Annotated in this window: 26 protein-coding genes; 13 read left to right on the forward strand and 13 right to left on the reverse strand. The window is 67.2% G+C overall.

Annotation, left to right across the window (positions count from 1 at the left end; translation table 11 throughout):
- The first annotated feature begins 2 nt into the window (after positions 1-2).
- Positions 3-914 (forward strand): M48 family metallopeptidase, encoded by a 912-nt coding sequence (locus PJ250_RS15940; RefSeq protein WP_271645556.1) that lies wholly within the window; start codon positions 3-5, stop codon positions 912-914.
- A gap of 13 nt (positions 915-927) precedes the next feature.
- On the opposite strand, the gene phbB (PJ250_RS15945) is transcribed toward PJ250_RS15940, so the two are convergent.
- The 4 genes from phbB (PJ250_RS15945) to gluQRS form a co-directional block, all read right to left on the reverse strand.
- Positions 928-1,665, reverse strand: coding sequence for an acetoacetyl-CoA reductase (phbB, locus tag PJ250_RS15945; protein ID WP_271645557.1), 738 nt, complete (start codon positions 1,663-1,665; stop codon positions 928-930).
- Between the two features lie 73 nt (positions 1,666-1,738).
- Positions 1,739-2,248, reverse strand: coding sequence for a polyhydroxyalkanoate synthesis repressor PhaR (gene phaR, locus PJ250_RS15950; RefSeq protein WP_271645558.1), 510 nt, complete (start codon positions 2,246-2,248; stop codon positions 1,739-1,741).
- Between the two features lie 140 nt (positions 2,249-2,388).
- Positions 2,389-3,129 (reverse strand): acetoacetyl-CoA reductase, encoded by a 741-nt coding sequence (phbB, locus tag PJ250_RS15955; RefSeq protein ID WP_271645559.1) that lies wholly within the window; start codon positions 3,127-3,129, stop codon positions 2,389-2,391.
- Positions 3,130-3,168: 39 nt separating this feature from the next.
- On the reverse strand, positions 3,169-4,074 hold the full coding sequence (gene gluQRS, locus PJ250_RS15960) for a tRNA glutamyl-Q(34) synthetase GluQRS (protein WP_271645560.1): 906 nt from the start codon (positions 4,072-4,074) through the stop codon (positions 3,169-3,171).
- Between the two features lie 110 nt (positions 4,075-4,184).
- Between gluQRS and htpX the strand changes: the two genes are divergently transcribed.
- Positions 4,185-5,075: a protease HtpX gene (gene htpX / locus PJ250_RS15965; RefSeq protein ID WP_271645561.1), complete on the forward strand. Its 891-nt coding sequence runs from the start codon at positions 4,185-4,187 to the stop codon at positions 5,073-5,075.
- Positions 5,076-5,168: 93 nt separating this feature from the next.
- Here htpX and PJ250_RS15970 read toward each other — a convergent pair whose 3' ends face one another.
- Together PJ250_RS15970 and epmB are read right to left on the reverse strand one after the other, a co-directional pair.
- Positions 5,169-7,244: an EAL domain-containing response regulator gene (locus PJ250_RS15970; protein ID WP_271645562.1), complete on the reverse strand. Its 2,076-nt coding sequence runs from the start codon at positions 7,242-7,244 to the stop codon at positions 5,169-5,171.
- Positions 7,245-7,348: 104 nt separating this feature from the next.
- Positions 7,349-8,395 (reverse strand): EF-P beta-lysylation protein EpmB, encoded by a 1,047-nt coding sequence (gene epmB / locus PJ250_RS15975; protein WP_271645563.1) that lies wholly within the window; start codon positions 8,393-8,395, stop codon positions 7,349-7,351.
- 105 nt (positions 8,396-8,500) lie between these two features.
- On the opposite strand from epmB, the gene efp reads away from it, so the two are divergent.
- From efp to PJ250_RS16000, 5 genes are all read left to right on the forward strand, one after another.
- Positions 8,501-9,067: an elongation factor P gene (gene efp / locus PJ250_RS15980; protein ID WP_271645564.1), complete on the forward strand. Its 567-nt coding sequence runs from the start codon at positions 8,501-8,503 to the stop codon at positions 9,065-9,067.
- Between the two features lie 175 nt (positions 9,068-9,242).
- Positions 9,243-10,589 (forward strand): TRZ/ATZ family hydrolase, encoded by a 1,347-nt coding sequence (locus PJ250_RS15985; protein ID WP_271645565.1) that lies wholly within the window; start codon positions 9,243-9,245, stop codon positions 10,587-10,589.
- Positions 10,590-10,671: 82 nt separating this feature from the next.
- Complete coding sequence (gene ubiG / locus PJ250_RS15990; RefSeq protein WP_271645566.1) at positions 10,672-11,388, forward strand: bifunctional 2-polyprenyl-6-hydroxyphenol methylase/3-demethylubiquinol 3-O-methyltransferase UbiG; 717 nt, start codon at positions 10,672-10,674, stop codon at positions 11,386-11,388.
- A gap of 11 nt (positions 11,389-11,399) precedes the next feature.
- Complete coding sequence (gph, locus tag PJ250_RS15995) at positions 11,400-12,083, forward strand: phosphoglycolate phosphatase (protein WP_271645567.1); 684 nt, start codon at positions 11,400-11,402, stop codon at positions 12,081-12,083.
- On the forward strand, positions 12,083-12,760 hold the full coding sequence (locus tag PJ250_RS16000) for a phytoene/squalene synthase family protein (protein ID WP_271645568.1): 678 nt from the start codon (positions 12,083-12,085) through the stop codon (positions 12,758-12,760). The genes gph and PJ250_RS16000 overlap by 1 nt, the downstream gene beginning before the upstream one ends.
- A 164-nt stretch (positions 12,761-12,924) precedes the next feature.
- On the opposite strand, the gene eutC is transcribed toward PJ250_RS16000, so the two are convergent.
- The 6 genes from eutC to yidD form a co-directional block, all read right to left on the reverse strand.
- Positions 12,925-13,725, reverse strand: coding sequence for an ethanolamine ammonia-lyase subunit EutC (gene eutC / locus PJ250_RS16005; RefSeq protein WP_271645569.1), 801 nt, complete (start codon positions 13,723-13,725; stop codon positions 12,925-12,927).
- A gap of 29 nt (positions 13,726-13,754) precedes the next feature.
- On the reverse strand, positions 13,755-15,146 hold the full coding sequence (locus PJ250_RS16010; protein WP_271648675.1) for an ethanolamine ammonia-lyase subunit EutB: 1,392 nt from the start codon (positions 15,144-15,146) through the stop codon (positions 13,755-13,757).
- 10 nt (positions 15,147-15,156) lie between these two features.
- The gene (gene eat, locus PJ250_RS16015) at positions 15,157-16,530 is read right to left on the reverse strand and encodes an ethanolamine permease (RefSeq protein ID WP_271645570.1); all 1,374 of its coding nucleotides are present in this window, start codon (positions 16,528-16,530) and stop codon (positions 15,157-15,159) included.
- A 220-nt stretch (positions 16,531-16,750) separates the two neighbouring features.
- Positions 16,751-17,596 (reverse strand): M23 family metallopeptidase, encoded by an 846-nt coding sequence (locus tag PJ250_RS16020; protein WP_271645571.1) that lies wholly within the window; start codon positions 17,594-17,596, stop codon positions 16,751-16,753.
- The gene (locus tag PJ250_RS16025) at positions 17,593-18,942 is read right to left on the reverse strand and encodes a dihydroorotase (protein ID WP_271645572.1); all 1,350 of its coding nucleotides are present in this window, start codon (positions 18,940-18,942) and stop codon (positions 17,593-17,595) included. The genes PJ250_RS16020 and PJ250_RS16025 overlap by 4 nt, the downstream gene beginning before the upstream one ends.
- Positions 18,927-19,190 carry a membrane protein insertion efficiency factor YidD gene (yidD, locus tag PJ250_RS16030; RefSeq protein WP_271645573.1) on the reverse strand — a complete coding sequence of 88 codons (264 nt, stop codon included), beginning with the start codon at positions 19,188-19,190 and terminating at the stop codon, positions 18,927-18,929. The genes PJ250_RS16025 and yidD overlap by 16 nt, the downstream gene beginning before the upstream one ends.
- A 105-nt stretch (positions 19,191-19,295) precedes the next feature.
- Here yidD and dksA point away from each other — a divergent pair, with 105 nt between their 5' ends.
- From dksA to PJ250_RS16055, 5 genes are all read left to right on the forward strand, one after another.
- Complete coding sequence (gene dksA, locus PJ250_RS16035; RefSeq protein WP_271645574.1) at positions 19,296-20,285, forward strand: RNA polymerase-binding protein DksA; 990 nt, start codon at positions 19,296-19,298, stop codon at positions 20,283-20,285.
- A 185-nt stretch (positions 20,286-20,470) separates the two neighbouring features.
- The gene (locus PJ250_RS16040; RefSeq protein ID WP_271645575.1) at positions 20,471-21,715 is read left to right on the forward strand and encodes a tyrosine-type recombinase/integrase; all 1,245 of its coding nucleotides are present in this window, start codon (positions 20,471-20,473) and stop codon (positions 21,713-21,715) included.
- A gap of 70 nt (positions 21,716-21,785) precedes the next feature.
- Entirely contained in the window at positions 21,786-22,064 is a 279-nt protein-coding gene (locus PJ250_RS16045; RefSeq protein WP_271645576.1) for a type II toxin-antitoxin system Phd/YefM family antitoxin, read from the forward strand.
- Positions 22,054-22,473, forward strand: a complete 420-nt coding sequence (locus PJ250_RS16050; protein WP_271645577.1) for a putative toxin-antitoxin system toxin component, PIN family — start codon at positions 22,054-22,056, stop codon at positions 22,471-22,473. Before PJ250_RS16045 ends, PJ250_RS16050 begins: the two co-directional genes overlap by 11 nt.
- 375 nt (positions 22,474-22,848) lie before the next feature.
- The gene (locus PJ250_RS16055; protein ID WP_271645578.1) at positions 22,849-23,271 is read left to right on the forward strand and encodes a hypothetical protein; all 423 of its coding nucleotides are present in this window, start codon (positions 22,849-22,851) and stop codon (positions 23,269-23,271) included.
- Between the two features lie 12 nt (positions 23,272-23,283).
- Here PJ250_RS16055 and PJ250_RS16060 read toward each other — a convergent pair whose 3' ends face one another.
- A complete protein-coding gene (locus tag PJ250_RS16060; RefSeq protein ID WP_271645579.1) occupies positions 23,284-25,080 on the reverse strand; it encodes a conjugal transfer protein TraG N-terminal domain-containing protein in 1,797 nt (598 codons plus the stop codon).
- A gap of 53 nt (positions 25,081-25,133) precedes the next feature.
- Between PJ250_RS16060 and PJ250_RS16065 the strand changes: the two genes are divergently transcribed.
- A complete protein-coding gene (locus PJ250_RS16065) occupies positions 25,134-26,369 on the forward strand; it encodes a DUF1173 family protein (RefSeq protein WP_271645580.1) in 1,236 nt (411 codons plus the stop codon).
- Positions 26,370-26,386 lie beyond the last annotated feature (17 nt).

Consider the following 26,386-nt stretch of genomic DNA (forward strand, 5'->3'; position numbering starts at 1 on the left):
GCATGCAGAACCCGGCCTACGGCAACAGCGGCATGCGGCGTCGCCGCGGTGGGGGCATCCGCTGGTGGATCCTGCTGGCCTTTGCCGGCTATGCCGCCTTCAGCTGGTTCGGCAGCCGCCAGACCGATCCGTACACCGGCGAGGATGCCCACTATGGTGCCACCCCGGCCGAGGAATCCGAGCTGGGCGTGCAGGCCTACCAACAGGTGCTGGGCGAAGCCCGCCAGCAGGGCGCGCTGTTGCCGGCCAGTGATCCGACCAGCCAGGAGGTGGCGACCATCGCCCAGCGCCTGGTGGCGGTGGCCCCCCAGGTCGCGGCCGATCTGGCCAAGGCGCATGGTCAGCAGCCTCCGGACCTGTCCTCCTACCAGTGGCAGGTCAGCGTGCTGAATTCGGACCAGGCCAATGCCTTCTGCCTGCCGGGCGGCAAGATCGCGGTGTATACCGGGCTGATTCCGATCGCCCAGACCCGCGATGCGCTGGCGGTGGTGATGGGGCACGAGATCGCCCATGCGCTGCTGCGCCACGGTTCCCAGCGCATGGCCCAGCAGAAGCTGGTGCAGATGGGCCAGATCGCCGCGGGCATGTCTGGGATGGACCAGCAAACCATGGCCGCACTGGGCGCCGGCGTGCAGTACGGCGTGGTGCTGCCCTACGGGCGCGGGCACGAGACGCAGGCCGACGAGGTCGGCCTGATGCTGGCGGCGGCGGCCTGCTACGACCCGCGCCAGGCGATCCCGCTGTGGGAGCGGATGTCACAGCTGGACGGCGGCCAGCGCCCGCCGGAATTCGCCTCGACCCACCCCGATCCGGCCAACCGCATCGGCCACCTCCAGCAGCTGATGCCGCAGGCTCAGCAGTTCCATGATCGTTACTGCGGTGCAGGAGCCTTGCCGGCCGATCAGGCGCTGTAGATCGCCAGGGGTTTCAGAACCCCATGAACAAGCCGCCGTTGACCGGTAGGTTGGCGCCGGTGATGTAGCCGGCCGCGTCCTCGCAGAAGAACGCCACCGCGCGCGCGATGTCGGACGGCTCGCCCAGGCGCCCGACCGGGACGGCGGCCTGGGTCTTCTCCAGCACGTGCGCCGGCATCGCGGCGGTCATCGGCGTGCGCACATAGCCCGGCGACACGCTGTTGACGGTGATGCCCTTGGCCGCGACCTCGCGCGCCAGCGACATCGTCAGCCCGTGCAGTCCGGCCTTGGCCGCGGCGTAGTTGGCCTGGCCGAAGTTGCCGGTCTGCCCGCTGACCGAGCTGATGTTGACGATGCGGCCATGCCCGCGCTGGATCATGCCGTCGATGGCGTGATGGCACAGCTGGAAGGCACTGGTCAGGTTGACCTGCAGCACCGCATTCCACTGCGCCAGGTCCATCTTGCGCAGGGTCGCGTCGCGGGTGATGCCGGCGTTGTTGACCAGGATGTCGATGGCGCCTTCGGCGGCCTGGACGCGTGCAATCAGGTCGGCGCATTGCGCCTGGTCAGACACGTCGGCCGGTTCGAAGCGGACCGCGCCCCCGGTGGCGTCGGAAAAGGCGGCCACGCGCTCGGGCGCGGCCGGCAGGTCGGTGGCGATCACGCGATGGCCGGCATCGGTCAGCGCACGGCAGATGGCCGTGCCGAGGCCACCGATGCCGCCGGTGACCAGGGCGATGCGTTGGGTCATGGGAGTCCTTCTGTGCGGGGAAACAAAAAACCCGCCGTTGAGCGGGTCATGGAACGCGTGCGGGACGGGAGCGTCAGCGTCGCGACTTGCTGGACTCGCGCGGCGGCGGTTCCTTGGTGGCTGACGGACGCGCGGTGGGACGCCCCATGCCGGCGGTCATGTTGCGCTGGAACTCCTGCCAGATCTCCAGGTTGCGCTCGGTGAGCTGGTTCATCATCGCCCACGGCGTCTGCCCCAGCAGGTTGCCCATCTGCTGGCGGAACTGCGCCTGCTGGTCCATGAACATCTGCATGCTGCGCTCCAGGTAGTTGCCCATGAAGCCCTGCAGCGAGTCACCGTAGAAACGGATGATCTGGCTGAGCAACTGGGTGGAGAGCACCGGCTCGCCGTCCTGCTCCTGCTCGCTGATGATCTGCAGCAGGACCAGGCGGGTCAGGTCCTCGCCGCTCTTGGCGTCGCGGACTTCGAATTCCTCGCCGTCGACGATGAGCTGGCGGACGTCCTCGATGGTGATGTAGCTGGAAATTTCAGTGTCGTAGAGACGACGGTTGGGATATTTCTTGATGATTCGGGTCGCAGCCATGTAGCGGTCACCTCACTCAATGTGCGCGGAGCATGCGCCTGGGTTTTTTGCGGCGCAACCATACTTTTGGCGCGTCTGTGGTCCGGATGGTCCGGTTCCGATGTGCGTCGTGACAGGTTTCGGATGGGGCTGAGTCGGGCTCACCAGCCCATGTACTGGCCGCCATTGGCCGAGAGGTTGGCGCCGGTGATCCAGGCCGCCTCGTCGGGCACGAAGAAGGCCACCGCATAGGCGATGTCGTCGGGTGTGCCCAGGCGGCCAGTGGGGATCTGGGCGACGATCTTGTTGCGGATGTCCTCGGGGACGGCCATCACCATGTCGGTGCCGATGTAGCCGGGCGAGACGGTGTTGACGGTGATGCCGAACTTCGCGTTTTCCTGTGCCAGCGAGATGGTGAAGCCGTGCATGCCGGCCTTGGCTGCCGCGTAGTTGGCCTGCCCGTATTGGCCCTTTTGTCCGTTGATCGAGCTGATCTGGACGATGCGGCCCCAGCGACGCTCGCGCATGCCGCCGATCACCGGCCGGGTCATGTTGAACACGGAGGTGAGGTTGGTGTCGATCACCTCACTCCACTGGTCCGCTTCCATCTTGTGGAAGGTGGTGTCGCGGGTGATGCCGGCGTTGTTGATCAGGATGTCCACCGGGCCGAGCCGGCCGGTGACCTCATCGACCATGGCCTGGGCCTGGTCCCCATAGCGGACATCGCCAGGGACCAGCAGGATGTCTAGGCCTTCGGCGCGCATCTTCTCCTGCCAGGCCATGGCCCGGTCGCGATCGCGGTAGTTGGTGGCCACGCGGTGGCCCAGGGAGGAGAGCTTTCGGCAGATGGCCGTGCCGATGCCACCGGTGCCGCCGGTGACCAGTGCAACGCGAGACGTCATGGAGAGCAATCGCTGTAGAAAGGCGTGGGCCTGACGATTCTAGGGTGCGCCTGCAGCATGGCTATTGTGCGCTGCAGCGTAAAGGCCGGTGCTGCGCGGCAATAACGTCGGGTCAAAGTGCTCCGCCGCCGCTTGCAGTGCCTGCAATGGCCGCTCGGCGTGGTCCAGGGGGTAGGGTGCTTGCCCCAACTGCCGCCAAGCCGCGCGCAGGGCCGGCAGCGCCGTGGCCGGCATCAGGGCGTCGGCGCCATCGGACTTGGATAGCTTCTGGCCGTGCGCATCGAGCAGGAGCGGCAGGTGCAGATAGCGTGGCGTGGGCAGGTCGAGCGCGCGCTGGAGCAGGATCTGGCGCGGCGTGGAATCGAGCAGATCGGCCCCGCGCACCACGTCGGTGATGCCCTGCGCGGCATCGTCCACGACCACCGCCAGCTGGTAGGCCCACAGGCCGTCCGCGCGGCGCAGCACGAAATCCCCAACCTCATGCCCGACATGCTGTCTTTGGGGCCCTTGCAAGCCATCGTCGAAGGTGACAATGCAGTCACCGGGCACGCGCAGCCGCACGGCCGGATCAGGCCTGCGCCGGCGTGCCACGCAGTGGCGATGGATGCCGCCGGTGGCCGCCAGATCGGCGCGACTGCAGTGGCATTCGAAGGCCAGTCCACGCGCCAGCAGCGTGTCCAAGGCGGCTGCATAGGCGGCACTTCGGGTGTGTTGCCAGAGCACCGGCAGGTCGCTTGAAAACCCCATGATTTCCAGCAATTCCAGCTGTGCCCGGGCGGCCCCGGGCATCTCCCGCGGCGGGTCCAGGTCCTCGATCCGCAAGAGCCATTCGCCGTGTGCATGGCGGGCCAGCAGCCAGCTGCCGAGCGCGGCCAGCAACGAGCCGGCGTGCAGGGGGCCGGTGGGCGAGGGCGCGAAACGGCCGCGGTACGGAGCAGGGGACATGGCGGAAAACGGGCGGGAAATCGCTGAATGCGCGGTCAGCTTCCAGCTTGAAGTGAAAGGGGGGCGTCCACAAGATTCATGCCAGCCAACTTGCATTCCCGGAGTCCACCGTGTTCACCCGTATCGCGCTCTTCATGCTGACCAACCTGGCCGTGCTCGCGCTGGCCAGCGTCGTGATGTCGCTCTTGAACGTTAATCCGGCGAGCATGGCCGGGCTGCTGGTCGTGGCCGCGCTGTTCGGCTTTGGCGGCTCGATCATTTCCCTGCTCATGTCCAAGTGGATGGCCAAGCGCGCGACCGGCGCGATGGTCATCGAAACGCCACGCAACGAAGCCGAGCAGTGGCTGGTCCAGACCGTGCGCCGCCAGGCCGAGGCCGCGGGCATCGGCATGCCGGAAGTGGCCGTCTACGACGCCCCGGAGATCAACGCCTTCGCCACCGGCGCCAGCCGCAACAACGCGCTGGTGGCCGTCTCCACCGGCCTGTTGCGACAAATGAACCGCGACGAGGCCGAGGCCGTCCTGGGCCACGAAGTCAGCCACGTCGCCAACGGCGACATGATCACCATGGCCCTGCTGCAGGGCGTGCTGAATACCTTCGTGATCGTGCTGGCTCGCGTGATCGGCGGCGTGATCGACAGCTACCTGTCCGGCAACCGCGAAGGCAACAGCCGCGGCATCGCCTACTACGTCATCGTGTTCGCGCTGGAGATGGTGCTGGGGCTGTTCGCCACGATGATCGCGATGTGGTTCTCGCGTCGTCGCGAGTTCCGCGCCGACCACGGTGGCGCGACGCTGGCTGGCCGGCAGAAGATGATCGCCGCGCTGGAGCGTCTGCAGGCCAACCACGCCGCCAGCACGTTGCCCTCGCAGGTCGAGGCCTTCGGCATCGCCGGCGGCGTTGGCGAGGGGCTGAAGAAGCTCTTCTTGAGTCATCCGCCGCTGGAGCAGCGCATCGCCGCGCTGCGGGCGACGCAGGCGCGCGCGGCGACCGTGGCCTGAACCCCGTCTTCTTGATCCGAAAAATGAAAAGCCCGCCGATCAGGCGGGCTTTTTCGTACGCGGCCGCGATGCGGCGTCGACGCCGCCCAGGCACTAAAAGTCGAAGCTCATCTCGGGGGTGGCGTGTCCCACGAAATGCCCCTCCACGTAGTGCAGGCCGGCGCCGAACAGCAAGGACATGGTCGCCGGATCCTGCACATGCTCGGCGATGGTGAGCATGCCGTCGTTGGCCGCGCGCGCGGTGATCTCGCGGATCTTGTCCTGGCTTTCCACCGCGCGGGCGTGATCCTGGCTGAAGCTGCGGTCCAGCTTGAGAAAGCTCGGGGTGAAATGCGCCAGCAGCTGGAACGAGTCCAGGCCGGTGCCGAACTGCTCGAGGCCGACGCGGCAACCGAGACCCGCGGCGGTGGTCAGGAACTGCTGGGCGCTGCGCAGATGGGTAAACACCTTGGCCTCGGTGGTCTCCAGCCAAAGGCGCTCGCCCGGCACCCCATGGGCCGCCAACTCGCGGGCGATCACCTCGGTCAGGCGGGTGTCGGCGAAGGAGGCCTGGCTGACCTTCACCAGCAGTCGGGTGGGGCGCCCGGCGCGCTCGCGTTCGCCCAGGATGGTGATGGCGCGCGTGATCACCCACTGGTCGATCTGGGCCAGCAGTCCGGCGTCCTCGGCGATCGCCAGGAAGGTCACCGGGTTGACCTTGTCGCCGCCGCCCGATTCCAGGCGCAGGAAGGCCTCGTAGAAGTCGCCCGGCTCGCCCAGCAGCGGAATGATCGGCTGGAAGTGCAGGGAAAAGCCCTCGCCGGCCAGCGCGGCGTGCACCAGGTCCAGGATGCGCTGGATGCGTTCCTCTTCGGCGCGATCCACCGCGGAGGGGTCGAAGATCTGCACGCCGTTGCCACCCAAGCTGGCGACCGATGCGAGGTTCTCGCTGGCGCGGGCCAGGACCTGGCTGACGCTGGCGATCTTCTCGCCGATCTGCACGCCGCCCAGGCTGATGGTCACCGTGACCGAGCGCTGGCCGACCTCCAGCACATGGGAGGCGAAGGCCGCGCGCAGCGACTCGGCCAGCGCGGCGGTGCGTGCATGGTCGCCGCGGCACAGCACCGCGAAGCCATGCTCGGAGAAGCGGGCCGCGAGCATGTCCGGCTCCAGCGTGGCCGCGAACTTGGCGGCCATGGCCGCGATCAGCGCGTCGGCCGCGTCCAGGCCGATGTCCGGCAGCAGCCGCGCGTAGTGGTCCGGCTCGGCCAGCAACAGGCCGTACTGGCTGTCCTCGCCGACGCCGACCGCGGCCACGGCGTCTTCCAGCGCATGCAGGAAGGTCGGGCGATTCAGCAGGCCGGTGACCACGTCGCGCTGGCGCAGGTCCTCGACCTCGCGGGCCAGCTCGGTGTCCAGCTCGCGGCGGCGGAACACCACCTGCACGCAGGCCTCGCCCTCATAGGTGGCCGTGGCGAATTCCATCACCGCCGGGAACGCCTCGCCCTCCATCGTGCGGGCTTCGCATTCGTAGCGCGGCGGGGGCGGCTCGCCCTTGCCCAGGCGCTTGAGCAACTGCTTGAAGTCCTCCACGTCCTTGGGCGCGATCAGGTCGAGCAGGGACAGCCCCTCGACGTCCTCGAATTCCTGGAAGCCGAACATCTCCAGGTAGGCCTCGTTGGCCCGGATGTGCATGCCTTCGTGGATATAGGCGATCGGATCACGCGAGGAGGAAATCAGCGCATCGCAGCGGCGCTCGGTCTCGCGCAGCTGCGCTTCGAGCCGGCGCAGGCTGCGCCGGGACTCCAGGTCGCTCCATTCCTTGCGGGCCACCTTGAGTAGGTGGTCCGGGCGGCTGCGCATCGCCACGGCGCGGGCGCCGCCCACCAGGTCGTCGATCACGCTGGCATCGCCGACCGCATCGATCATCACGATGACCGGGATGTCCTTGCTGCCGGCGCCGACCTGGGCCAGCACGGTGGGTACCGGGATTGCCGAGGACCCCTTGGCCACCAAAATCAGGTCCACTGGCTGGTGGCTGAGCTGCTGGGCGAGCTCGGACGGGTCCAGGGGGCGCAGCGGCCGCACCGCAATGCCATCGTTGCGGAAGGTGCTCACGACGGCCTCGGCCGCTTCGCCGCTGTCGTCCACGATCATCAGCCGCACGGGGGTGTCTTTGCCGATCTGCATTGCGCTGGTTCTGTCGGGGGACGCCGTTTAATACAGCATGGCCGGCACAGCGTCCATTCCGGAACGGCCCGGGCGCGACCTGTCGCAGCGTCCGCCCGAGGCGCTCACAACGGGCGTTTGCCGGTGTCGCCGGGGATCTCTCGGACCAGTTTGGGCACCAGGTAGCCGGACAGCCTGGCCGACAGCTGGGCATGCAGCGCCAGCGCGGTCGCGTCATCGATCTCGAAGTGCGCCACGCCCTGGACCCGGTCGAGCTGATGCAGGTAATAGGGCAGCACGCCAGCTGCGAAGCCGCGTTCGGACAGGTCGGCCAGGGCCTGGACGCTGTCGTTCACCCCTCGCAGCAGCACGGCCTGGTTGAGCAGGCTGGCCCCGGTGCCACGCAACGCGGCCAGCGCCATATCGACCTCGGCGTCGAACTCGTTGGCGTGGTTGGCGTGCAGGACAAAGGCCACAGGCCACGGCAGCGCGGCCAGCCAGCGCAGCAGCGGCGCGTCCACGCGCTCGGGCAGGACCACTGGTAGTCGGCTGTGGAGGCGCAGGCGCTTGAGATGCGGGATCTGCTGCAGCGCGTCGGTGAGCTCGGCCAGCTTGGCGGTCGACAGCGACAGCGGATCGCCACCGGAAAGGATGACCTCCTCGATGCTGCTGTCCTGCCGCACGCGCGCCACGGCCTCGGCCCAGTGGCCGCGGGCGGCGGTCTGCTCGCCGTAGGGGAAGTGGCGGCGGAAGCAGTAGCGGCAGTGGATCGCGCAGCTGCCGGTGGACACCATGAGCGCGCGTCCCTGGTACTTCTGGATCACGCCGGTGGCCGAGCGCGCCGCGGCATCGCCCACGGCATCCAGGCCAAAGCCCTGTACCTGGCGCAGTTCTGCATCCAGCGGCAGGACCTGGCGCAGCAGCGGATCGTGCGGATCGCCGTGGCGCATCCGGCCGATGAAGCCGTGCGGCACCAGCAGCGGGAATTGCGCCGCCGCCTCGCCGGACATTGCCGGCACCAGGCCCTCCAGGCCCAGCAACGCCAGCAATTCGGCCGGGTCGCGGACGGCCTGGCGCAGCGCCTGCTGCCAGCCGGACGGCTGCAACGGGGCGGGCGAGGGAGCGGGCGTGGCCGGGACCGGCTGTCTGGAGACGTGTGCTGCGGGTATCATGGCGGTTTCAGAAAGCAAGCGCCCGCCGGTCGCGGCGGGCATTCCCATTGTATCCGGCCGGTCGCCCTGCGCGGCGGGTTAGCCACACCTCCAGGAGTTTTGCGCATGGCCAGTTACGGCATGAACGACGTCAAGAACGGGATGAAGATCCTGGTCAACAACGAACCCGCCATCATCACCGAAACCGACTACGTCAAGCCGGGCAAGGGCCAGGCCTTCACCCGCATGCGCTTCCGCCTGATCCGCTCGGGCCGCGTGCAGGAACTGACCCTCAAGAGCACCGATGCGATCGAAGCGGCCGACGTGGTCGATACCGACATGCAGTACCTGTACACCGACGGTGAGTACTGGCACTTCATGCAGCAGGAGACCTTCGAGCAGGTGCAGGCCGACGAGGCCGGCATCGGCGATGCCAAGAAGTGGCTCAAGGGCGAGGAGTCCTGCGTGGTCACCCTGTTCAACGGCAACCCGATCCAGGTGACGCCGCCGAACTTCGTCGAGCTGAAGATCACCGAGACCGACCCGGGCGTGAAGGGCGACACTGCCGGCACCGGCGGCAAGCCGGCCACGCTGGAAACCGGCGCGGTGGTGCGCGTGCCGTTGTTCGTGGGCACCGACGAGATCATCAAGGTCGACACCCGCACCGGCGAGTACGTTTCGCGCGTGAAGTGACCTGATGGCGCGGACGCCGCAGCGCGGCGTTCGCCTTTGCCATCACCGGCGGGGGCATGCCTCCGCCATCCCCGCCGACGTGGGGACGACGATCTGAAGGTTCGACGACGAACTGACTGCCTTCCGCTTCCTCGCCTTCCGCGGCCGGGAGGCACCACTTCCCAAGCGAGCCAGCATGAGCGAATCCACCGGCGTTCCCGAATCCTGTGACCTGTTGATCGAGGCCGGTTTCGTGGTCCCCGTGGAGCCGCATGCGGTGGTGCTGGAACAGCACGCCGTGGCCATTCGCGACGGGGCCATCGTCGCCATCCTGCCCACGGCGCAGGCCCGCGCCCGCTTCGAAGCCAAGCAGGTCGTGCAGCGTCCCGAGGCCGCGCTGATCCCAGGCCTGGTCAACGCCCACACCCACAACCCGATGACCCTACTGCGCGGCATCGCCGACGACCTGCCGCTCAAGGTCTGGCTGCAGCAGCACATCTGGCCGGTGGAAGCGGCGGTCATGGCGCCGGACTTCATCGCCGATGGCATCACCCTGGCGATCGCCGAGATGCTGCGCGGCGGCACCACCTGCGTCAACGAGAACTATTTCTTTCCCGACGTGCAGGCGGCCACCTACAAGCACCATGGGTTCCGCGCCCGCGTGGGCCTGCCGGTGATCGACTTTCCGACCGCCTGGGCCAGCAGCGACGACGAATACTTCGAGCGCGCCGGTGAGGTCCACGACCAGTGGCGCGACGATCCGCTGATCAGCATGGCCTTCGCCCCGCACGCGCCGTACACGGTCAGCGATGCCAGTTTCGAACGGGTCCGCATGCTGTCCGACCAGCTGGACGTGCCGGTGCACCTGCACCTACATGAGACCGCCCAGGAGGTGCAGCAGTCGCTGGACGACTACGGCCAGCGTCCGATCGCGCGCCTGGACCGCCTGGGGCTGTTCAACGACCGCCTGATCGCCGTGCACATGACGCAGCTGACCGAGGGCGAGATCCACCTGTGTGCCGAGCGCGGGGTGTCGGTGGTGCACTGCCCGGAGTCGAACCTCAAGCTGGCCTCGGGCTTCTGCCCGGCCTGCGCACTGGCCCGCGCCGGGGTGAACCTGGCCATCGGCACCGATGGCTGCGCCTCCAACAACGACCTGGACATGTTCAGCGAGACCCGCACCGCGGCGATCCTGTCCAAGGCCGTGGCCAAGGACGCCGCCGGCCTGGACGCCTTCGCCGCGCTGCGCGCCGCCACGCTGGGGGGCGCGAAGGCGATCGGCCTGGACGCGCAGGTCGGCACGCTGGAAGTCGGCAAGCGCGCCGACATCGCCTGCGTGGACCTGTCCGCGCTGGAGACCCAGCCCCTGCACCACGTGGTCAGCCAGCTGGTCTACGCCACTGGCCGCCACCAGGTCACCGATGTGTGGATCGATGGGCGCGCACGCCTGATCGAGCGCCAGCCGGTGGGGATCGACATGGCCGGCGTGGTCGCCAATGCGCGCCAGTGGCGCCAGCGCATCGCCGGCCTGCATCCGGGTTGATCACGCCTGGCGACGCGGCGACCCCGCATCCTGGTCGCCGTTTTCCGCAGCCACGCGCTGCGACGTTCCAAGAGGAATTGCGATGAATCCCGCTTCCAACGCCCACGCCAACTATCACCAGGCCGAGCTGGACAAGTTCGGCGCGCTGGCCACCCGCTGGTGGGACCCGGACGGCCCGCAGAAGCCGCTGCACGCGCTCAACCCGGTGCGCCTGCAGTACGTGGCCAGCCGCCTGCCGCTGGCCGGCAAGCGCGTGCTGGACGTGGGCTGCGGTGGCGGCCTGCTCAGCGAGGCCCTGGCCGCGGCGGGTGCACAGGTGGTCGCCATCGACCTGGCGCCGGAACTGCTGAAGGCCGCGCGTCTGCACAAGCTCGAATCCGGTGTTGAAGTGGACTACCGCGAGATCGCGGTCGAGGCCCTGGCCGAGGCCGAGCCGGAAAGCTTCGACGCGGTGACCTGCATGGAGATGCTCGAACACGTCCCTGACCCGGGCGCGATCATCGAGGCCTGCGCGCAGTTGCTCAAGCCGGGCGGGCAGCTGTTCCTGTCCACGCTCAACCGCACCCCGGCCGCCTTCGCCCTGGCCGTGGTGGGCGCCGAATACATCGCCAAGCTGCTGCCCAAGGGCACGCATCGCTATGCCGACTTCATCAAGCCCTCCGAGCTGGCCGCCTGGGTGCGCCGCAGCGGCCTGCAGATGACCGATGTCAGCGGACTGGTGTACGAGCCCTGGCGTGGCGTGGCCCGCCTGAGCCAGCGCACCGAGGTCAACTACCTGGCCTGCGCGAGCAAGCCCTGAGCCGGTCTTCGATGTCGCACGCCCGTTTTCCGAAGGTCGCCCTGTTCGACCTGGACGGCACGCTGCTGGACAGCGCGCCGGATATGCTGGCCACCGTCAACCGCATGCTGGCGATACGCGGGCGGGCGCCGATGACGCTGGACGCGATCCGGCCCCACGTGTCCAAGGGCGCAAGGGCGATGTGCGGGGCGGTGTTTCCCGAGCTGTCGATCGAGGCGCGTGACGCTCAGGTGCCCGAGTTTCTGTCGGTCTACGCCGAAGAGCTGGGCCGGCACGGCCGCCCCTTCGACGGGATCGCGCCGATGCTGGACGCGCTGGAGGCCGCCGGCAGCCGATGGGGCATCGTCACCAACAAGCCCGAAGGCCTGGCCCGCGACCTGATGCTGCTGCTGGGCTGGCAGGATCGTTGCGCGGTGTTGATCGGCGGCGACACCCTGCCCGAGCGCAAGCCGCATCCGCTGCCATTGCAGGAGGCCGTGCGCCGACTGGAGGCCGACATCGCCGACTGTGTCTACGTGGGCGACGACGAGCGCGATATCCAGTCCGCGCGTGCGGCCGGCATGGCGTCGATCGCCGCGCTGTGGGGGTATCGGCTGGCGCACGACGATCCGCGCAACTGGCAGGCCGATGTGATGCTCGAACAGGCCACCGAACTGCTCGACCCGACCGCCTGGCCGCAGGGCGGGGCGCACTGATGTCAGAAGCCCTGCATAGCTTCCTGGAGAAGTGGCGCAGCCGTTGGCCGGAGTGGCAGCTGGTGCAGACCTTCGTGCCCGAGCCGCAGCGCCGGCTGGCCGAGGCCTGGTTCGCGCTGTTGCAGGAGCTGTTCGACGCGATGAACATCGCCGGCGACCCGCTGCCCGCCGACGCCAAGCTGGCCTGGTGGGGCGAGGAGCTGCGCGACTGGTCCAGGCATCGCGCGAGGCATCCGCTGGGCCGCGTGCTCGAGCCGGTCACGGCCCCCTGGGAGGTGCTGGCCGACGCGCTGCCGGGCCTGTCGCTGATGCGCTCGCTGCCCGAATCCCCCGACGCGGCGCTGCCGCTGGTGATGCCGCTGGGCAGCGCCATCGCCCGGGTCGAAGCCGCGCTGTTCCCCGGCGCGCGCAAGACCACCGCCCTGGAGCCGATGGCCGCGCAGCTGCTGTTCGCGCGCTGGATGGAAGTGCCGCCGCATGCCGACACCTTCGCCTGGCGCGACGCGCTGCTGGCATGCTGGCCCGCCCGCATCGATGGCCCGCGCCCGCGCCGGCTGATGGCCGCGCTGCTGCGTCTGCGCCTGGCCAACCTGCACGCCGACGGGCAGGGCAGCACGCCGGCCAAGCCTTTCAAGCTGGTGTGGACCGCCTGGCGCGCGGCCAGTGGTGGGCAGTGACGCGACGGATTCGCGTAGAGCCGAGCTTGCTCGGCTGCGGCATGGCCGGTGGAACCCCAGCCGAGCAAGCTCGGCTCTACAGGAATCGACGAGTCCATGCATAGGCGTGCCCTGCGGGTGCGCCTACAACTTCATTCGCACTGCGCAAAATAAATAGGGTCCGATCAGTCCTCCGTCCCGAGCAGGAGGAAGTTGCCGGGCCTGGGGCCGTCATTGTCCAACAGGGTCGGCGCCTGCGCTTCGTCCTTGAGCTGCACGCCGGAGAGCTGGCGGCGCATGGCTTCGCCGAGCAGGTAGGCCAGCTTGTGCATGGCGGTGTCGTAAGACAAACCGGCCACGCGGATGTTGGAGATGCAGTTGCGGGCCGCGTCGGTCAGGCCCACGCGCGGGCCGAAGGTCAGGTAGGCGCCCAGGCTGTCGGGTGAACTCAGGCCCGGGCGCTCGCCGATCAGCACGACACAGGCCTGGGCGCCGAGCAGGTCGCCGATCTCGTCACCGATGGCCACGCGCCCCTGTTCGACCAGACAGATCGGTGCCAGCGACCACTGCTGCGCCAAGGCCAGGTCACGCAGGCGCAGCAGCATCGGGCCGGCGTGTTCGTGCACGGCCAGCGCGGACAGGCCGTCGGCCACCACGATGCACAGCGCGTGCGGCTGCTTGTCCAAGGCCGCGTGCGCACGCAGCGCCTGGGCGCCGTCCTGGTCCAGCTTGCGACCTAGATCCGGTCGCTGCAGGTAAGCATGCCGATCCGTCGCCGCGCTGTGCAGGGCGATGACCTCCAACCCCAGTTCGCCGATGGTGTGCTGCAGGTCAGCGACGTCCAGCGGCAGATGCACCGCGTCGCGCGCCTGCGCATGGGCGAACTGGAACTCCAGCTGGGCCTGGGTGGGCAGGCTGGTACCGGCGCGGCCCAGGGCGATGCGCGCCGGGGTGAGGCGTCGCAGCTGTGCCCAGGCGTCGGGCATGGCTAGGGGCGTTGGCGCGTCGCGCTCGCTCATAGCTGCGCCAGCGCCTTGCGGAATGGGGCAGGGACATCGCGCCCGAGCTCGAAGCGGCCATTGTCCAGCCGCAGGATCTGCATCTTTTCCAGCCAGGTCTCGAACTCCGGCGCCGGCCGCAGGCCCAGCACCTGGCGCGCGTAGAGCGCGTCGTGGAAGGAGGTGGTCTGGTAGTTGAGCATCACATCGTCGCTGCCGGGGATCCCCATGATGAAGTTGATCCCGGCCGTGCCCAGCAGGGTCAGCAGCACGTCCATGTCGTCCTGGTCGGCTTCGGCATGGTTGGTGTAGCAGATGTCGCACCCCATCGGCACGCCCAGCAGCTTGCCGCAGAAGTGGTCTTCCAGCCCCGCGCGGATGATCTGCTTGCCGTCGTAAAGATATTCCGGCCCGATGAAGCCCACGACGGTGTTGACGAGCAGCGGCTTGAACCGACGCGCGACCGCGTAGGCGCGCACCTCGCAGGTCTGCTGGTCCACCCCAAAGTGCGCATCGGCCGACAGCGCGCTGCCTTGCCCGGTCTCGAAATACATGACGTTGTCGCCGACGCTGCCGCGGCCCAGCGACAGGCCGGCCTCGTAACCCTGCTGCAGCAGCGCCAGGTTGACGCCAAAGCTGGCGTTGGCGGCCTCGGTGCCGGCAATGGACTGGAACACCAGGTCCACTGGGGCGCCGCGGTTGATCGCCTCGATGGTGGTGGTGACATGCGCCAGCACGCAGGCCTGGGTGGGAATTTCGTAGCCACGGATCACGCCGTCGAGCATCTTCAGCAGTTCGATGATGTCGCCGGTGCTGTCGCTGGCCGGGTTGATGCCGATCACCGCATCGCCGTTGCCGTAGAGCAGGCCGTCCAGCACGCTGGCGGCGATGCCGGCTGCGTCGTCGGTGGGGTGGTTGGGCTGCAGGCGCGTGGACAGCCGCCCGCGCAGCCCCAGCGTGTTGCGAAAGCGCGTGGTCACGCGCATCTTCTGCGCCACCAGGATCAGGTCCTGCACGCGCATCAGCTTGGACACCGCCGCGACCATTTCCGGCATGAGCCCCGGGGCCAGGGCCGCCAGGCTGGTCTCGGTGGCGTCCTCGCCCAGCAGCCAGTTGCGGAAGTCGCCCACGGTCAGGTGCGCGACCGGCGCGAACGCCGCGGCATCGTGGCTGTCCACGATCAGCCGGGTGACCTCGTCGTCCTCGTAGGGGATGACCACCTCGTCCAGGAAGTGTTTCAGCGGCAGTTCGGCCAGCGCCATCTGCGCGGCCACGCGTTCGCGGTCACTCTCGGCGGCCACCCCGGCCAGGCGATCCCCGGAACGCGCCGGGGTGGCCTTGGCCAGCAGGGTCTTGAGATCGGCGAACTGCCAGCGCTCACCGCCCGCGATCTGCTGGAAGCCGGACATCAGGCGCGGCTCATGCCCGTTCGACCATGGCATCGGGCTCCGGTCCGCCGCGGCGCAGGCTCAGCCAGCACACCAACATGCCCAGCGCCATCAGCACCACGAACACGCCGGCCACCTGCAGGTTGAACCACACCATCGCCACCAGGCAGACCACCGCCAGCGCCAGAGCGATGCCTGGCACCAGCGGATAACCGGGCGCCCGATAGCTGCGTTCGAGCGCCGGCTCGCTGCGGCGCAGCTTGAACAGGCTCAGCATGCTCATGATGTACATCACGATGGCGCCGAACACCGACATGGTGATCATCGCCGCGGTCAGGCTCATGCCCTGCAGGGTCACCACGCCGTCGCTGTAGATGGCGGCGATGCCGACCACGCCGCCGGCCAGGATCGCCCGGTGCGGGGTCTGGAAACGCGACAGTTTCGCGAGCCCATGCGGCAGGAAGCCGGCGCGGGCCAGGGCGAAGAACTGCCGCGAGTAGCCCAGGATGATGCCGTGGAAACTGGCGACCAGGCCGAACAGGCCGATCCACACCAGCATGTGTAACCAGCCCGAACTGTCGCCGACCACCGCCTTCATCGCCTGCGGTAGCGGGTCGTTGATGTTGCTCAGCGCCTTCCAGTCGCCCACGCCGCCGGCCATCACCATCGTGCCGAACGCCAGCGCCACCAGGGTCAGGATGCCGGCGATGTAGGCGCGCGGGATGGTGCGTCGTGGATCGCGGGCTTCCTCGGCGGCCATCGCCGCGCCCTCGATCGCCAGGAAGAACCAGATGGCGAACGGGATCGCCGCGAAGATGCCGGCGATCGCCGCGCCGCTGAAATGGTCCTGACCGGCCCAGCCGTTGGCCGCGAAGTTGGCGAAGCTGAAACCCGGCGCGACCACGCCCATGAACACCAGCAGTTCGATCACCGCCAGGATGGTCACCACCAGCTCGAAGGTCGCCGCGATGCTCACCCCCAGGATGTTCAAGGTCATGAACACCCCATAGGCGCCCACCGCAGCCAGGCGCGGATCCAGGTCCGGGAACTGCACGTTGAGATAGGAACCGATGGCCATCGAGATCGCCGGCGGGGCGAAGACGAACTCGATCAACGTGGCGATTCCGGCCACCATCCCTGCGGTATTGCCGAAGGCCCGCCAGCTGTAGGCGAACGGCCCACCGGCGTGGGGGATGGCGGTGGTCAGCTCGGTGAAGCTGAAGATGAAGCAGGTGTACATCGCCGCCACCACCAGCGTGGTGACCAGAAAGCCCAGTGTGCCGGCCACGCCCCAGCCATAGCTCCAGCCGAAGTATTCGCCGGAAATCACCAGGCCCACGGCGATCCCCCACAGGTGCAGGGTGCCCAGGGTGGGTTTGAGTTGTTCGTTCGACATCACGCGCATCTCCAAAGCAGGGGGGAGGAGATGGAGCGCGGCCCAGCCTGGACCGGCCCCGCGACGGCTGTTGCAACTGCGATAGGTCCCGCGCCGTGCCGGAGGTTCGTGGGGGAACGGCCAGGACGCGATGACATTTCGGTTATACAACCAAAGCGCCAGGCGTGCAGGCCCAGGCCGAGCCTTTAGGGCATCGGCGCCTGGTCAGCGTCGGGCTGGTCGCGACTGGCTACTGGCCCCGATCCAGAACCAGCAGCGGATCGATGCGGGTCTCGAACCAGCTCATGCCCCAGTGCAGGTGCGGCCCGGTCGCGCGTCCGGTGCTGCCGACCGCACCGATCACCTGGCCCTGTTCGACCCGATCGCCCACCTTCACGTCCAGGCGTGAGAGGTGCAGGAAGTTCGAGCTCACCCCGTAACCGTGGTCCAGCAGGATCGTGCCGCCGGTGAGGTACAGGTCCGGGTTGGCGAAGGTGACCACCCCGGCTGCCGGCGCCTTGACCGGGGTGCCGGTGGGCACGGCGATGTCCATGCCCGAATGGCCGGCCGGGGAGGGCTGTCCGTTGTAGACCCGGGCATTGCCGAAGCGGCCGCTGATGCGGCCGGTGACCGGCCAGATGAAGGGCTGGGCGAAATCGACGCGATCGTCATCGCGGTCGCGCGCGGCGCTGACTTCGGCCTGTTCGCGGGCGATGCGCGCGGCGATGGCCGGCGGCGGGTTGACGCTCTTGGGCGGCACGCCGTTGACGCGTTCGGTGGGCCAGTCGCGCGGGGTGACCGCGATCGACACGGTCTGCGGCGCGCCGCCGGGGGCGGTGACCTGGACCTGCAGCGGTCCGGCCTCGTTGCGGCCCACGCCGAACACCACGGTGCCATAGCCGGTCACCCGCAGGGTGCGTCCGGCGTAGCGCACATCGCTACCGGGCGCGACCTTGCCGAACACCAGCGCGCCCTGGGAGACCGAGGTCGGGAACACCACCTGCGCCTCGGCCTGTGCCCGTGCGGGCATGGCCGTGGACAGGGCCAGCGGGGCGCCGGCCGCGGCCAGCAGCAGGGCCAACAGTGCCGGCCTCATCGGTTGAACTCCAGCCGCATCCCGCGTGGGGTCCCCACCAGTTGCTCGCCGTTCCAGACCATGCGGCCGTTGACCCAGGTCGCCCCGATCCTGTGGTGGAAGGTGGTGTCTTCGAACGGCGACCAGCCACACTTGGACAGCACGTCCTCGCGCTGCACGGTGAAGTCCTCGTCATCGATCAGCACCAGGTCGGCCCAGTAGCCTTCGCGCAAGAAGCCGCGGTCGGCCACATCGAACAGCTGCGCCGGCGCGTGCGCGGTCTTGCGCACGACCTGGGTGATGCTGGTCTTCTTCTCGTGGACCAACTCGAGCGCGGCGACCAGCGCGTGCTGCACCAGCGGCAGGCCACCGGGCGCCTGGAGGTAGCCGGTCTGCGACTTCTCGTCCAGCGTGTGCGGCGCGTGGTCGGTGGCCAGCACGTCGATCACGTCGTCGTTCAGGGCCTTGATCAGCGCCAGGCGATCGGACCTGTCCTTGATCGCCGGGTTGCACTTGATGAAGTTGCCCAGGCGCGCGTAGTCGCCGCGTTCGAAATGCAGGAAGTGGATGCAGGTCTCGGCGGTGATCTGCTTGCGCGTGCCGTCCGCACCCACCAGCGGGCCCGCCTTGAACAGCGCCAGCTCCTCGGCGGTGGACAGGTGCAGCACGTGCAGGCGGGTGCCGTGTCGCTTCGCCAGCGACAGCGCCAGTTGCGTCGACTTGAGGCAGGCCTCGCGCGAGCGGATGTCCGGATGGAACTCCACCGGGATCTCATCGCCATACCGGGCCTGGTAGCGGGCGAGGTTGGCCTCGATCGTCGGGGTGTCCTCGCAGTGGGTGATGACCGGCACCGGCGTATCGCGGAAGATCGCCTCCAGCGTGGCCGGGTCATCGACCAGCATGTTGCCGGTGGAGGCGCCCATGAACACCTTCACTCCTGGGGTGGCCTTCGGATCGGTGCGCCGGATCTCGTCCAGGTTGTCGTGGCTGGCGCCCATGTAGAAGCCGTGGTTGCCCCAGGCGCGGCCCTTGGCCAGCGCGTACTTGGCTTCCAGCGCCTCGGCGCTGAGCGTGGGTGGGCGGGTGTTGGGCATCTCCATGAAGCTGGTCAGCCCGCCGGCGACCGCGGCGGCCGATTCGGTGGCGATGTCGCCCTTGTGGGTCAGCCCCGGTTCGCGGAAATGCACCTGACCATCGATCACGCCCGGCAGCAGCCAGCGCCCGCCGGCCTCGATCACCGTCTCGTTGGCCCCGACCTTGATGCTGGGGGCGATGCGGGTGATGCGACCGTGCTCGAACCGCAGATCAGCTTCGGCCACGCGGCCTTCGTTGACCAGGCGGGCGTTCACGATCACGGTGGCGGGCATCGGCAGGATCCTTTGGCTGAAGATGAATGGGGGGAGGGCGGCACTGGGTCGTAGCCGCCGGGATGCAGGGGGTGGCAGCGGCCGATGCGTTTGATCGCCATCCAGCCGCCGCGCGCCGGGCCAAACCGGTCGATGGCCTGCATCGCGTATTCCGAGCAGCTGGGCTCGAAACGGCAGCGTGGCCCCAGCAGGGGGCTCACGAAGCGCTTGTAGCCGCGCAATAGGGCGATGAGTCCGCGCCGGAGCATGCCCCCGATGATAAGCGATGCTTCCTCCACCCGGTTGCCCCCCCTGGCCGGGTAGGCTATAAAGGCCCGCTTTTCCCGGCCCGGGAATCATCAAGGACGCTGTTCGTGGCAGCCAAGAAACCCGCAAAACAGGCCGTCAAGGCCGCCAAGAAGCCCGCTGTTGCGAAGAAGGCACCCGTGGCCAAGGCTGCGGCCAAGCCGGCGACGCCGAAGAAGACCGCCCCTGTGGTCAAAAAGGCGGCGACTAAGGCGGCGCCTGCCAAGAAGGCCACGAGCACCGCGACCGCCGCCAGGAACGCGACGGTGAAGAAGCCGGCCCCCGCGCCGGCCAAGAAGGCCACGCCACAGACGGCCGCGCCCAAGTCCGTACCGAAGACGGCTGCAAAGTCCGCTCCGGCCAAATCCGCCACCGCCAAGGCCCCCGGCCGCAGCGAGGCCACCGTGGTCAAGAAAACCGCCGCGACGCCCGCGCCTGCTGCGTCCACCGCCAAGGCCGCCCCCGTAAAGAAGACTGTGCCTGCCTCCAAGACCCCATCCAAGACTGCCAAGCCCGCCGCCCCGGCCAAGCCGACCGCCTCGCGCGTGACCGGCAAGATCGCCGTGGCCGTCACCGCGCGCGCGGCCGAGCCCACCCCCAAGACCAAGCTGCGCAAGGTCGAGTACACCGTTGACGAGGCCACCGGCCGCCCCGTGCTGCCCGCCGGCTACAAGCCCAAGGCTGACGAGGAGTACATGAGCCCGTTGCAGCTGGAGTACTTCCGCCAGCGCCTGCTGGGCTGGCGTGCCGACCTGGTTGAAGAATCCAAGCAGACCATCGAGAACCTCAAGGACGAAGTGCGTGACGTCGGCGACGAAGCCGAACGCGCCACCCGCGAGACCGAGAACTCGCTGGAACTGCGCACGCGCGACCGCTACCGCAAGCTGATCGGCAAGATCGACAGCACCCTCAAGCGTCTGGATGCCGGTGACTACGGCTACTGCGTCGACACCGGCGAGGAGATCGGCCTGGAACGCCTGGAAGCGCGCCTGACCGCCGAGCGCACCCTGGATGCGCAGGAACGCTGGGAACACCTGCAAAAGCAGCAGGGCGATTGAGGTTTCGCCACGCCTCATGGCGTCTCAAACCCCTTTGGGGTCAATGAGATAGAGGATTTCTAAGGTTTCACTGAGTGTCACCGAAACCCATTAAATACCCCCAATCTGGGGGTATTTTTTGGGGTATCTCCCAGCCCGTTTCGCCGTAGCATCGAACGTCGTAGAGGACGTACGAGAGGTGGAGCATGGCCAGCGACAAATTGAACGCGCTCATGCTGCGGACGGCGCCGGTCGGCAAGCATTTCGACGGGGGCGGACTGTTCTTCGATGTCCAGCCCGGCGGTGGACGCTATTGGCGGATGAAGTACCGCTTCGGCGAGCTCGAGCGCCTGCTGGCGATCGGCGTGTACCCCGAGGTCTCCCTGGCCGAGGCGCGCCGACGCCGCGAACAAGCCCGCGCCTGCCTGCGCGATGGTCTCGATCCCATGGCCGCGCGCCGGGCCGAACAGCGCCACGCCGCCGCCCAGGTCGCGAACAAGTTCGAGGCCCTGGCCCGGGAATGGATCCTGGTCAAGGGCAAACGCTGGACCCAGGACTACCGCGTGGCGGTCCTGGACCACCTGGAGAAGGATGCCTTTCCCAAGCTCGGTCGCATGCCGGTCAGTGAGATCACGCCCGGCGACATCCTGGGCGTGGTCCGCGCGGTGGAGGCCCGCGGCGCGCTGACCGTGGCGGCCCGCGTGCTGGGGTGGATCCGCAACGTGCTCACCTACGGCGTGATCACCGGCCGCCTGACGGTTAATCCCGCGCGTGACCTTCAACAGGCGCTGGTCCCGCGAGAGCAGGGCCATCACGCGGCGCTGCCCTTCGAGGAAGTTGGCACCTTCCTGCCGGCGCTGGACACGCATCCGGGCAAGCTGGAAACGCGCATTGCCCTGGAGCTCGTCGTGCACACCTTCCTGCGTAGCCAGGAGGTGCGGCTGGCCCGCTGGAGCGAGTTCGACCCGGACGCGTGGAACCTAGCGGTGAAGGAACAGCAGTACTGGTGGATTCCTGGGGCGCGCATGAAGATGCGCCGCGACCACATGGTGCCGCTCTCGCGTCATGTCCGCCGGCTGCTGGCGCGGCTGCATCCGCTGACCGGGCAGGGCGAATTCCTGTTCCCGCACCGCTACGGGGGCAAGGGCATGTCCAAGTCGGGCTTGCGCAAGGCGATGGCCCATACCGGCTTCACCGAGGCGACCGTCCACGGGTTCCGCGCGCTGGCGTCTACCGAGCTCAACGAGCGGGGATTTCGGGAGGATGCGATCGAGCGGCAGCTCGCGCACGTGCAGATCAACAAGGTCAGACGAATCTACAACCGTGCCAAATACCGCCAGGAGCGTTGCGACATCATGACTATGTGGTCCGAGTTGCTGGAGCAGGAGAAGCAGACGGTGGCAATGATGCGGCACCTGAAGGCGATCGCGTTGGAGCCCCAGCCGGCCTGATGAGGTGACAGCGGGCGTTGATCGGCGCGTCAGCCGTAGGATTGCGTTGGCTCTGCTACGGAAGTACAATATGTACAGATTGTACAAAGAGGTGGATATGCGTACCGTGACAGCAAGTGAAGCGAGGCAGGGTTGGGCGGAGGTTATTGAGGCCGCCCGGCGCGAACCCGTTGTCATCCAACGCCAGAAACGAGACGTGGCGGTGGTGATGTCGATGGACGAGTACGAGCGTCTGGTACACCTGAACGTGGCCGAGTTCCAGCGCTTCAGTGATCGCGTGGGCGCCAATGCAAGGGAAGCTGGCATGACCGAGGACATGTTGCAGGATCTGCTGAGCGATGAGGGCTGACCGTAAGCTGGTGGTCGACACCAATCTCTGGATCAGTCGCCTGCTCATGCCGGGCGGAACCGCGGCCAAGGCAGTGGACCATGGGCTAGCTTGGGGCATCCCGCTGATGTCCGAGGAGACGCTGACGGAGCTGAGCGACGTCCTGTCCCGGAGCAAGTTCGACAAGTACGTCTCCCGCGAGGATCGGCAGCAGTTCCTGCGCCTACTGGGCGGGATCGTGCGAATAGTCCACATCACCCAGCGGATCGCAGCGTGTCGCGACCCTAAGGATGACAAGTTCCTTGATGTGGCGTTGAATGGAGGGGCGCAGGTCATCCTGACCGGAGACCAGGACCTGCTGGAACTGCATCCGTTCCATGGCCTTGAGATACTGAGGCCGGCCGACTTTCTGGATTGGCCTATCGATTGAGGAACAATTTGTTTCAGTCCGCCGCATGCTCGATACGACATGAAGAAAATACGCCCCTGTATCGAGCCAAGCCACCATGTTCATGGTGCCGCACGACAGTGCGGTCGAAGTGGAGGATCGCCAGGTAGTCGCGTCGCTGGATGATTGTGCACGGGTGTTGGGCTTTGTACCCAAGCACAGACGCTTGAAGTCCATGGTTTGTGCGTGCTCGTAAATCCAGAACGAGGAAGGCAGCGACGAAATCGAAAAGCTGATGATGCGGGCCTTCTCTTCCGGCAAAAGTGGCATTGCACTCGTAGTGGAAATTTGTTCTTGCGATGGTGCAGGTGGCGGGTAGTTTGAGACCTAGATAACAACCTCGACGATAGGTGCCCTATGCGAAGGTTCATCTTCTACGGCTGCATTGTGCTGGGCGCGAGCGTCGGGGGGCTCATTGGCGCCGACCAAGGAGGGTGGGGACTGGCGGTTATTTTTGGATTGAAGCTGGCGCTCGTCGGCCTTGCGCTGGGTGGACTGCTCACTTTTCTCGGAGGCAAAGCGATGAGTCGGAGGCAAGCCAAGTCGAATCACAGGCACGATGAGGGGTGGGAGCGCATAGCGGACGGGAGGCACGACGGGTTGGGCACCAGCCAGGAGGAGTTGGCTGGGAACGTCTCGATAGCCAAGGGGCACCATCCCATCAGCAACCCGGAGTACCTGGAGGATATTCGTAGGTCGGATGAGCTGATCAGGCACGCCACAGGAGACACAGGGCTTCCGCCGTTGATGGATCCATATGACTCCGATCCGGGGCGATGACGCACGAGGGCTTCATTCCTCGCCGAGTCTCTTCCTGATCGCTTCTCTGGCGCGTTGATAAAGCGATTGCGTTGCATCCTTGGCTTCTTCGGTCATGATGCGACCATCTTCGAATGCCTGCTTGCCAGACTGCATTCCCAATGACTTCCGGCTGGCGAGCGTGCCGTCCTCGGTCTCGACGATCTGCGCTTCGTCGTCGAACCCGTCTCGAACGCCCTCGGCCTGATGCCTGAGTCGCGCTCCCTGGCTGCGCACGTCATCGCGAAGGGTACTGGGCGCCGTGTCCATCTCGACGCTGTCGGGCGTATTGTCGAACGCGGAGACCGTCTTGCGATGCTGCTCGTGACTGCCGGCCACGCCGGTAGCCTGCGCGATAGCGTCGCGCTGCTCCGCGTGCCGTGCGTAGACGTTGTCGAAGGAGTCTGGTACTGCAGTTCCGTCGCTGAACGTCCGATTGGGCGATAGCCCTTGGCGTGCTAGTTCGAACTCCATCATCGCGAAGGCGGCGGCGCTATTGCCACCATATTCCTCCGCATACCGGCGGAACATCTCCAAGTTGTGGGGGTCCTGGGCGATGTCGATGGAGATTGATTCGCCGCGCTCGCGTGCGCTGGAGAGCCGCTCGGCATAGGTCAGGCGCTCGGCATAGCTGGCATCTGCGCGCTGTGACAAGGCAGTACTGGTGGAAAGTCGGGACGCCATTTCCTGTGCTTCGCGCCCATCGCTGGCAATAGCGTTGATCAGGCGCTGATCGTGGGACAAACGGTCGGCGAACTGTCGGAATTCCTGGATTTGTTCCCCCGTCATCGAATCTAGAACGTTGCGGTCGTCCTGGGATAGGCCCGATGTGTAGTTCTTTGCGGAGTTAGCGCTCATCCCGGAGGAGATACTGTGCGCTCCCTTCCGTTTGCCCCACTGATACGAGGTGGGCGTCCCAAACGCTGCGGTGGCGACCTGCATCTGCGTCAGTCCCGTCGTCTCAGCGACGCGTCGCGAGATGTTGTCCAATCGGTTGAGCGATTCGCCGAGTTGCTCGGAGCGACTGTCTGTGCGGCCTTCGCTGTGGCGGAAGGATTCGAGCTTGCTCAACCCACGGACGAACGTGTCGGTCAGCGCCGCGGATCGCTCGCGGTTGGCCGCGATTGCCTGGCTACGGGCGCTGTCAGCCATGTGGCTCGCCTCTGCGACGTCCTGTTCGGACACACGCATCGACACGACTCGCGAAGCGAAGCCTTCGTTGCGCAGCAGCGACATCGCGGCGCGACCGGTCAGGGCGTTGCTGGTCAGCGTATTGCCGCTGATGTCGTCCTGCAGGCTGCCCATGAACGCCGAGGTGCGGTTCGGAGACAGCCGAGTCTGGTCCATCGCAACGTTGCCCATGCTGACGTTCCCCGTGGCCGCAGCCCCGGTGGCGCCGGCGAGCGTGGCTTGCAGGCCGGACAGCCCGCCGACCAGCGCGGTGCCGAAGTTCTCCATGCGCTTGAGCGCAGACCAGGCGATGAAGGGAATGCTCATCGACAGGTAGCCGACTACCGCTTCGCCCGAGATCGCACGGGAGTAGATCGTCGATGCGGTCTGCAGTGCCAGCGACTTGGCGCCTGTCCCCAGATCGGCGGCGGCAGAAAGATCGTAGGCGGCATAGGTGGTCGCCTTGTAGTTCAGCACGGCGTACAGCGGCGGCCAGAGCTGGATCCAGATCAGGATGGCGGCATAGCCTTGAATGCCAGCATCGTTTCCTTGCCACTGGTCAGCAGCAACAACAGCACGAACAGCGGGAAGAGGATTGCCCGGCGCAGCAGCGTGCAGCACCTGGTCCCGCGTGCGCGGCCCAGCCTGGCGCAATTGCTGGAAGAGCTGATCTGATGTCCACCGTTGGCGACCGCCAGCGCTTCCTGATTCTCGGCCACGTCTATGCCATTGACGACCAGGGCTTCCAGGAAGCCTTGGCGCGCGTGTACGACAGTGGACCGAGGCCACGCTGCCTATGTCGCGGGGACGGCGTGGAAATGTACGTAGCGCGTCATGGTCGCTTCGTAGTCAAGCGCATGCCGGACACGGGTAGCCTGCACCATCCGGGTTGTCCCTCCTACGAGCCGGAAGCGGCACAGTCGGGGTTGGGCGAACTGGTGGGCGATGCGGTACTGGAACTGCAACCGGGTCAGGTCGAATTGCGGGTCGATTTCCCGTGGGCGCATACGCTGAGTACAGAATCCGCCCGCAATCGCGGCGAGCGGAGCGATCCGGGGGAAATTGAAGCGCCGCGGCGACGCATGAGCCTGCGGGCGGTGACCCACTATCTGTTCGAACGCGCCGGGTTCAATCGCTGGACGCCGGCGATGGCCGGGAAGCGCCGCCAGGCCGTCATCCAGAAATACCTGCTGGAAGCGGCGGCAGACATCTCGATCAAGGGCGAGCGCCTGGCGCAGCGGATGTACGTCCCCGAGGCGTTCAACGAGGCCACGCACGCCGAAGCGGCGCGACGGCGGCGCGAGAAGCTTGCGCTGCTGCAGCCGACGAACAACCGCATGCCGCTGGCGTTGTTGATCGGGGAGTTCAAGTCCGCCGAGGCTTCCGGCCCCAGCGTGCGAGTCTGGATCAAGCACATGCCGGACGTACCGTTATGGGCCGATCGCCAAGTCTGGGCGCGGATCGAGCGCACGTTCGCGGCTGTGTTCGAGGCCTGCGGTGCGGACGTGGAACCCAAGCCGCGGATGATCCTCAGTACGTTGATCCGAGCGCGCCGCGAGCATACCTACGAAATCGACACGGCCAGCCTGATGCTGACCAGCGAGCACTGGATCCCGGTCGAAGGCGTGCATGAGCTGTCGTTGATCCGGTCGCTGGTCGAGCAGGGACGGCGATTCGTCAAACTGCTACGCTACGATGCCGGCAATGCCGGGCGCTTTCCGAATGCATTGTTGCTTGATGCCGGCGCCAAGCCGGTGGCGCTGCACGTGACCAGTGCCTTCCTTCCGGCGGCCGAGCAGGCAGCGAAAACACGGACACTGGCGGCCGATTCGAATGCCAGCGACTTGCCGTGGGTATGGGCTTCGGATCAGCCGATGCCGCCGTTTCCGGCAGCAATGGAACATGCCTGAGCGAAAACTCCATTGGT

The organism is Pseudoxanthomonas sp. JBR18 (assembly GCF_028198165.1).
Lineage (GTDB): Bacteria > Pseudomonadota > Gammaproteobacteria > Xanthomonadales > Xanthomonadaceae > Pseudoxanthomonas_A.

Coding starts and splice junctions, on each gene's coding strand:
- PJ250_RS15940 (WP_271645556.1), top strand. CDS start 3: ATGCAGAACCCGGCCTACGGCAACAGCGGCATGCGGCGTCGCCGCGGT.
- phbB (WP_271645557.1), bottom strand. CDS start 1,665: ATGACCCAACGCATCGCCCTGGTCACCGGCGGCATCGGTGGCCTCGGC.
- phaR (WP_271645558.1), bottom strand. CDS start 2,248: ATGGCTGCGACCCGAATCATCAAGAAATATCCCAACCGTCGTCTCTAC.
- phbB (WP_271645559.1), bottom strand. CDS start 3,129: ATGACGTCTCGCGTTGCACTGGTCACCGGCGGCACCGGTGGCATCGGC.
- gluQRS (WP_271645560.1), bottom strand. CDS start 4,074: ATGTCCCCTGCTCCGTACCGCGGCCGTTTCGCGCCCTCGCCCACCGGC.
- PJ250_RS15970 (WP_271645562.1), bottom strand. CDS start 7,244: ATGCAGATCGGCAAAGACACCCCCGTGCGGCTGATGATCGTGGACGAC.
- epmB (WP_271645563.1), bottom strand. CDS start 8,395: ATGATACCCGCAGCACACGTCTCCAGACAGCCGGTCCCGGCCACGCCC.
- efp (WP_271645564.1), top strand. CDS start 8,501: ATGGCCAGTTACGGCATGAACGACGTCAAGAACGGGATGAAGATCCTG.
- PJ250_RS15985 (WP_271645565.1), top strand. CDS start 9,243: ATGAGCGAATCCACCGGCGTTCCCGAATCCTGTGACCTGTTGATCGAG.
- ubiG (WP_271645566.1), top strand. CDS start 10,672: ATGAATCCCGCTTCCAACGCCCACGCCAACTATCACCAGGCCGAGCTG.
- gph (WP_271645567.1), top strand. CDS start 11,400: ATGTCGCACGCCCGTTTTCCGAAGGTCGCCCTGTTCGACCTGGACGGC.
- PJ250_RS16000 (WP_271645568.1), top strand. CDS start 12,083: ATGTCAGAAGCCCTGCATAGCTTCCTGGAGAAGTGGCGCAGCCGTTGG.
- eutC (WP_271645569.1), bottom strand. CDS start 13,725: ATGCCCGACGCCTGGGCACAGCTGCGACGCCTCACCCCGGCGCGCATC.
- PJ250_RS16010 (WP_271648675.1), bottom strand. CDS start 15,146: ATGTCCGGCTTCCAGCAGATCGCGGGCGGTGAGCGCTGGCAGTTCGCC.
- eat (WP_271645570.1), bottom strand. CDS start 16,530: ATGCGCGTGATGTCGAACGAACAACTCAAACCCACCCTGGGCACCCTG.
- PJ250_RS16020 (WP_271645571.1), bottom strand. CDS start 17,596: ATGAGGCCGGCACTGTTGGCCCTGCTGCTGGCCGCGGCCGGCGCCCCG.
- PJ250_RS16025 (WP_271645572.1), bottom strand. CDS start 18,942: ATGCCCGCCACCGTGATCGTGAACGCCCGCCTGGTCAACGAAGGCCGC.
- yidD (WP_271645573.1), bottom strand. CDS start 19,190: ATGCTCCGGCGCGGACTCATCGCCCTATTGCGCGGCTACAAGCGCTTC.
- PJ250_RS16040 (WP_271645575.1), top strand. CDS start 20,471: ATGGCCAGCGACAAATTGAACGCGCTCATGCTGCGGACGGCGCCGGTC.
- PJ250_RS16045 (WP_271645576.1), top strand. CDS start 21,786: ATGTACAGATTGTACAAAGAGGTGGATATGCGTACCGTGACAGCAAGT.
- PJ250_RS16050 (WP_271645577.1), top strand. CDS start 22,054: ATGAGGGCTGACCGTAAGCTGGTGGTCGACACCAATCTCTGGATCAGT.
- PJ250_RS16055 (WP_271645578.1), top strand. CDS start 22,849: ATGCGAAGGTTCATCTTCTACGGCTGCATTGTGCTGGGCGCGAGCGTC.
- PJ250_RS16065 (WP_271645580.1), top strand. CDS start 25,134: ATGTCCACCGTTGGCGACCGCCAGCGCTTCCTGATTCTCGGCCACGTC.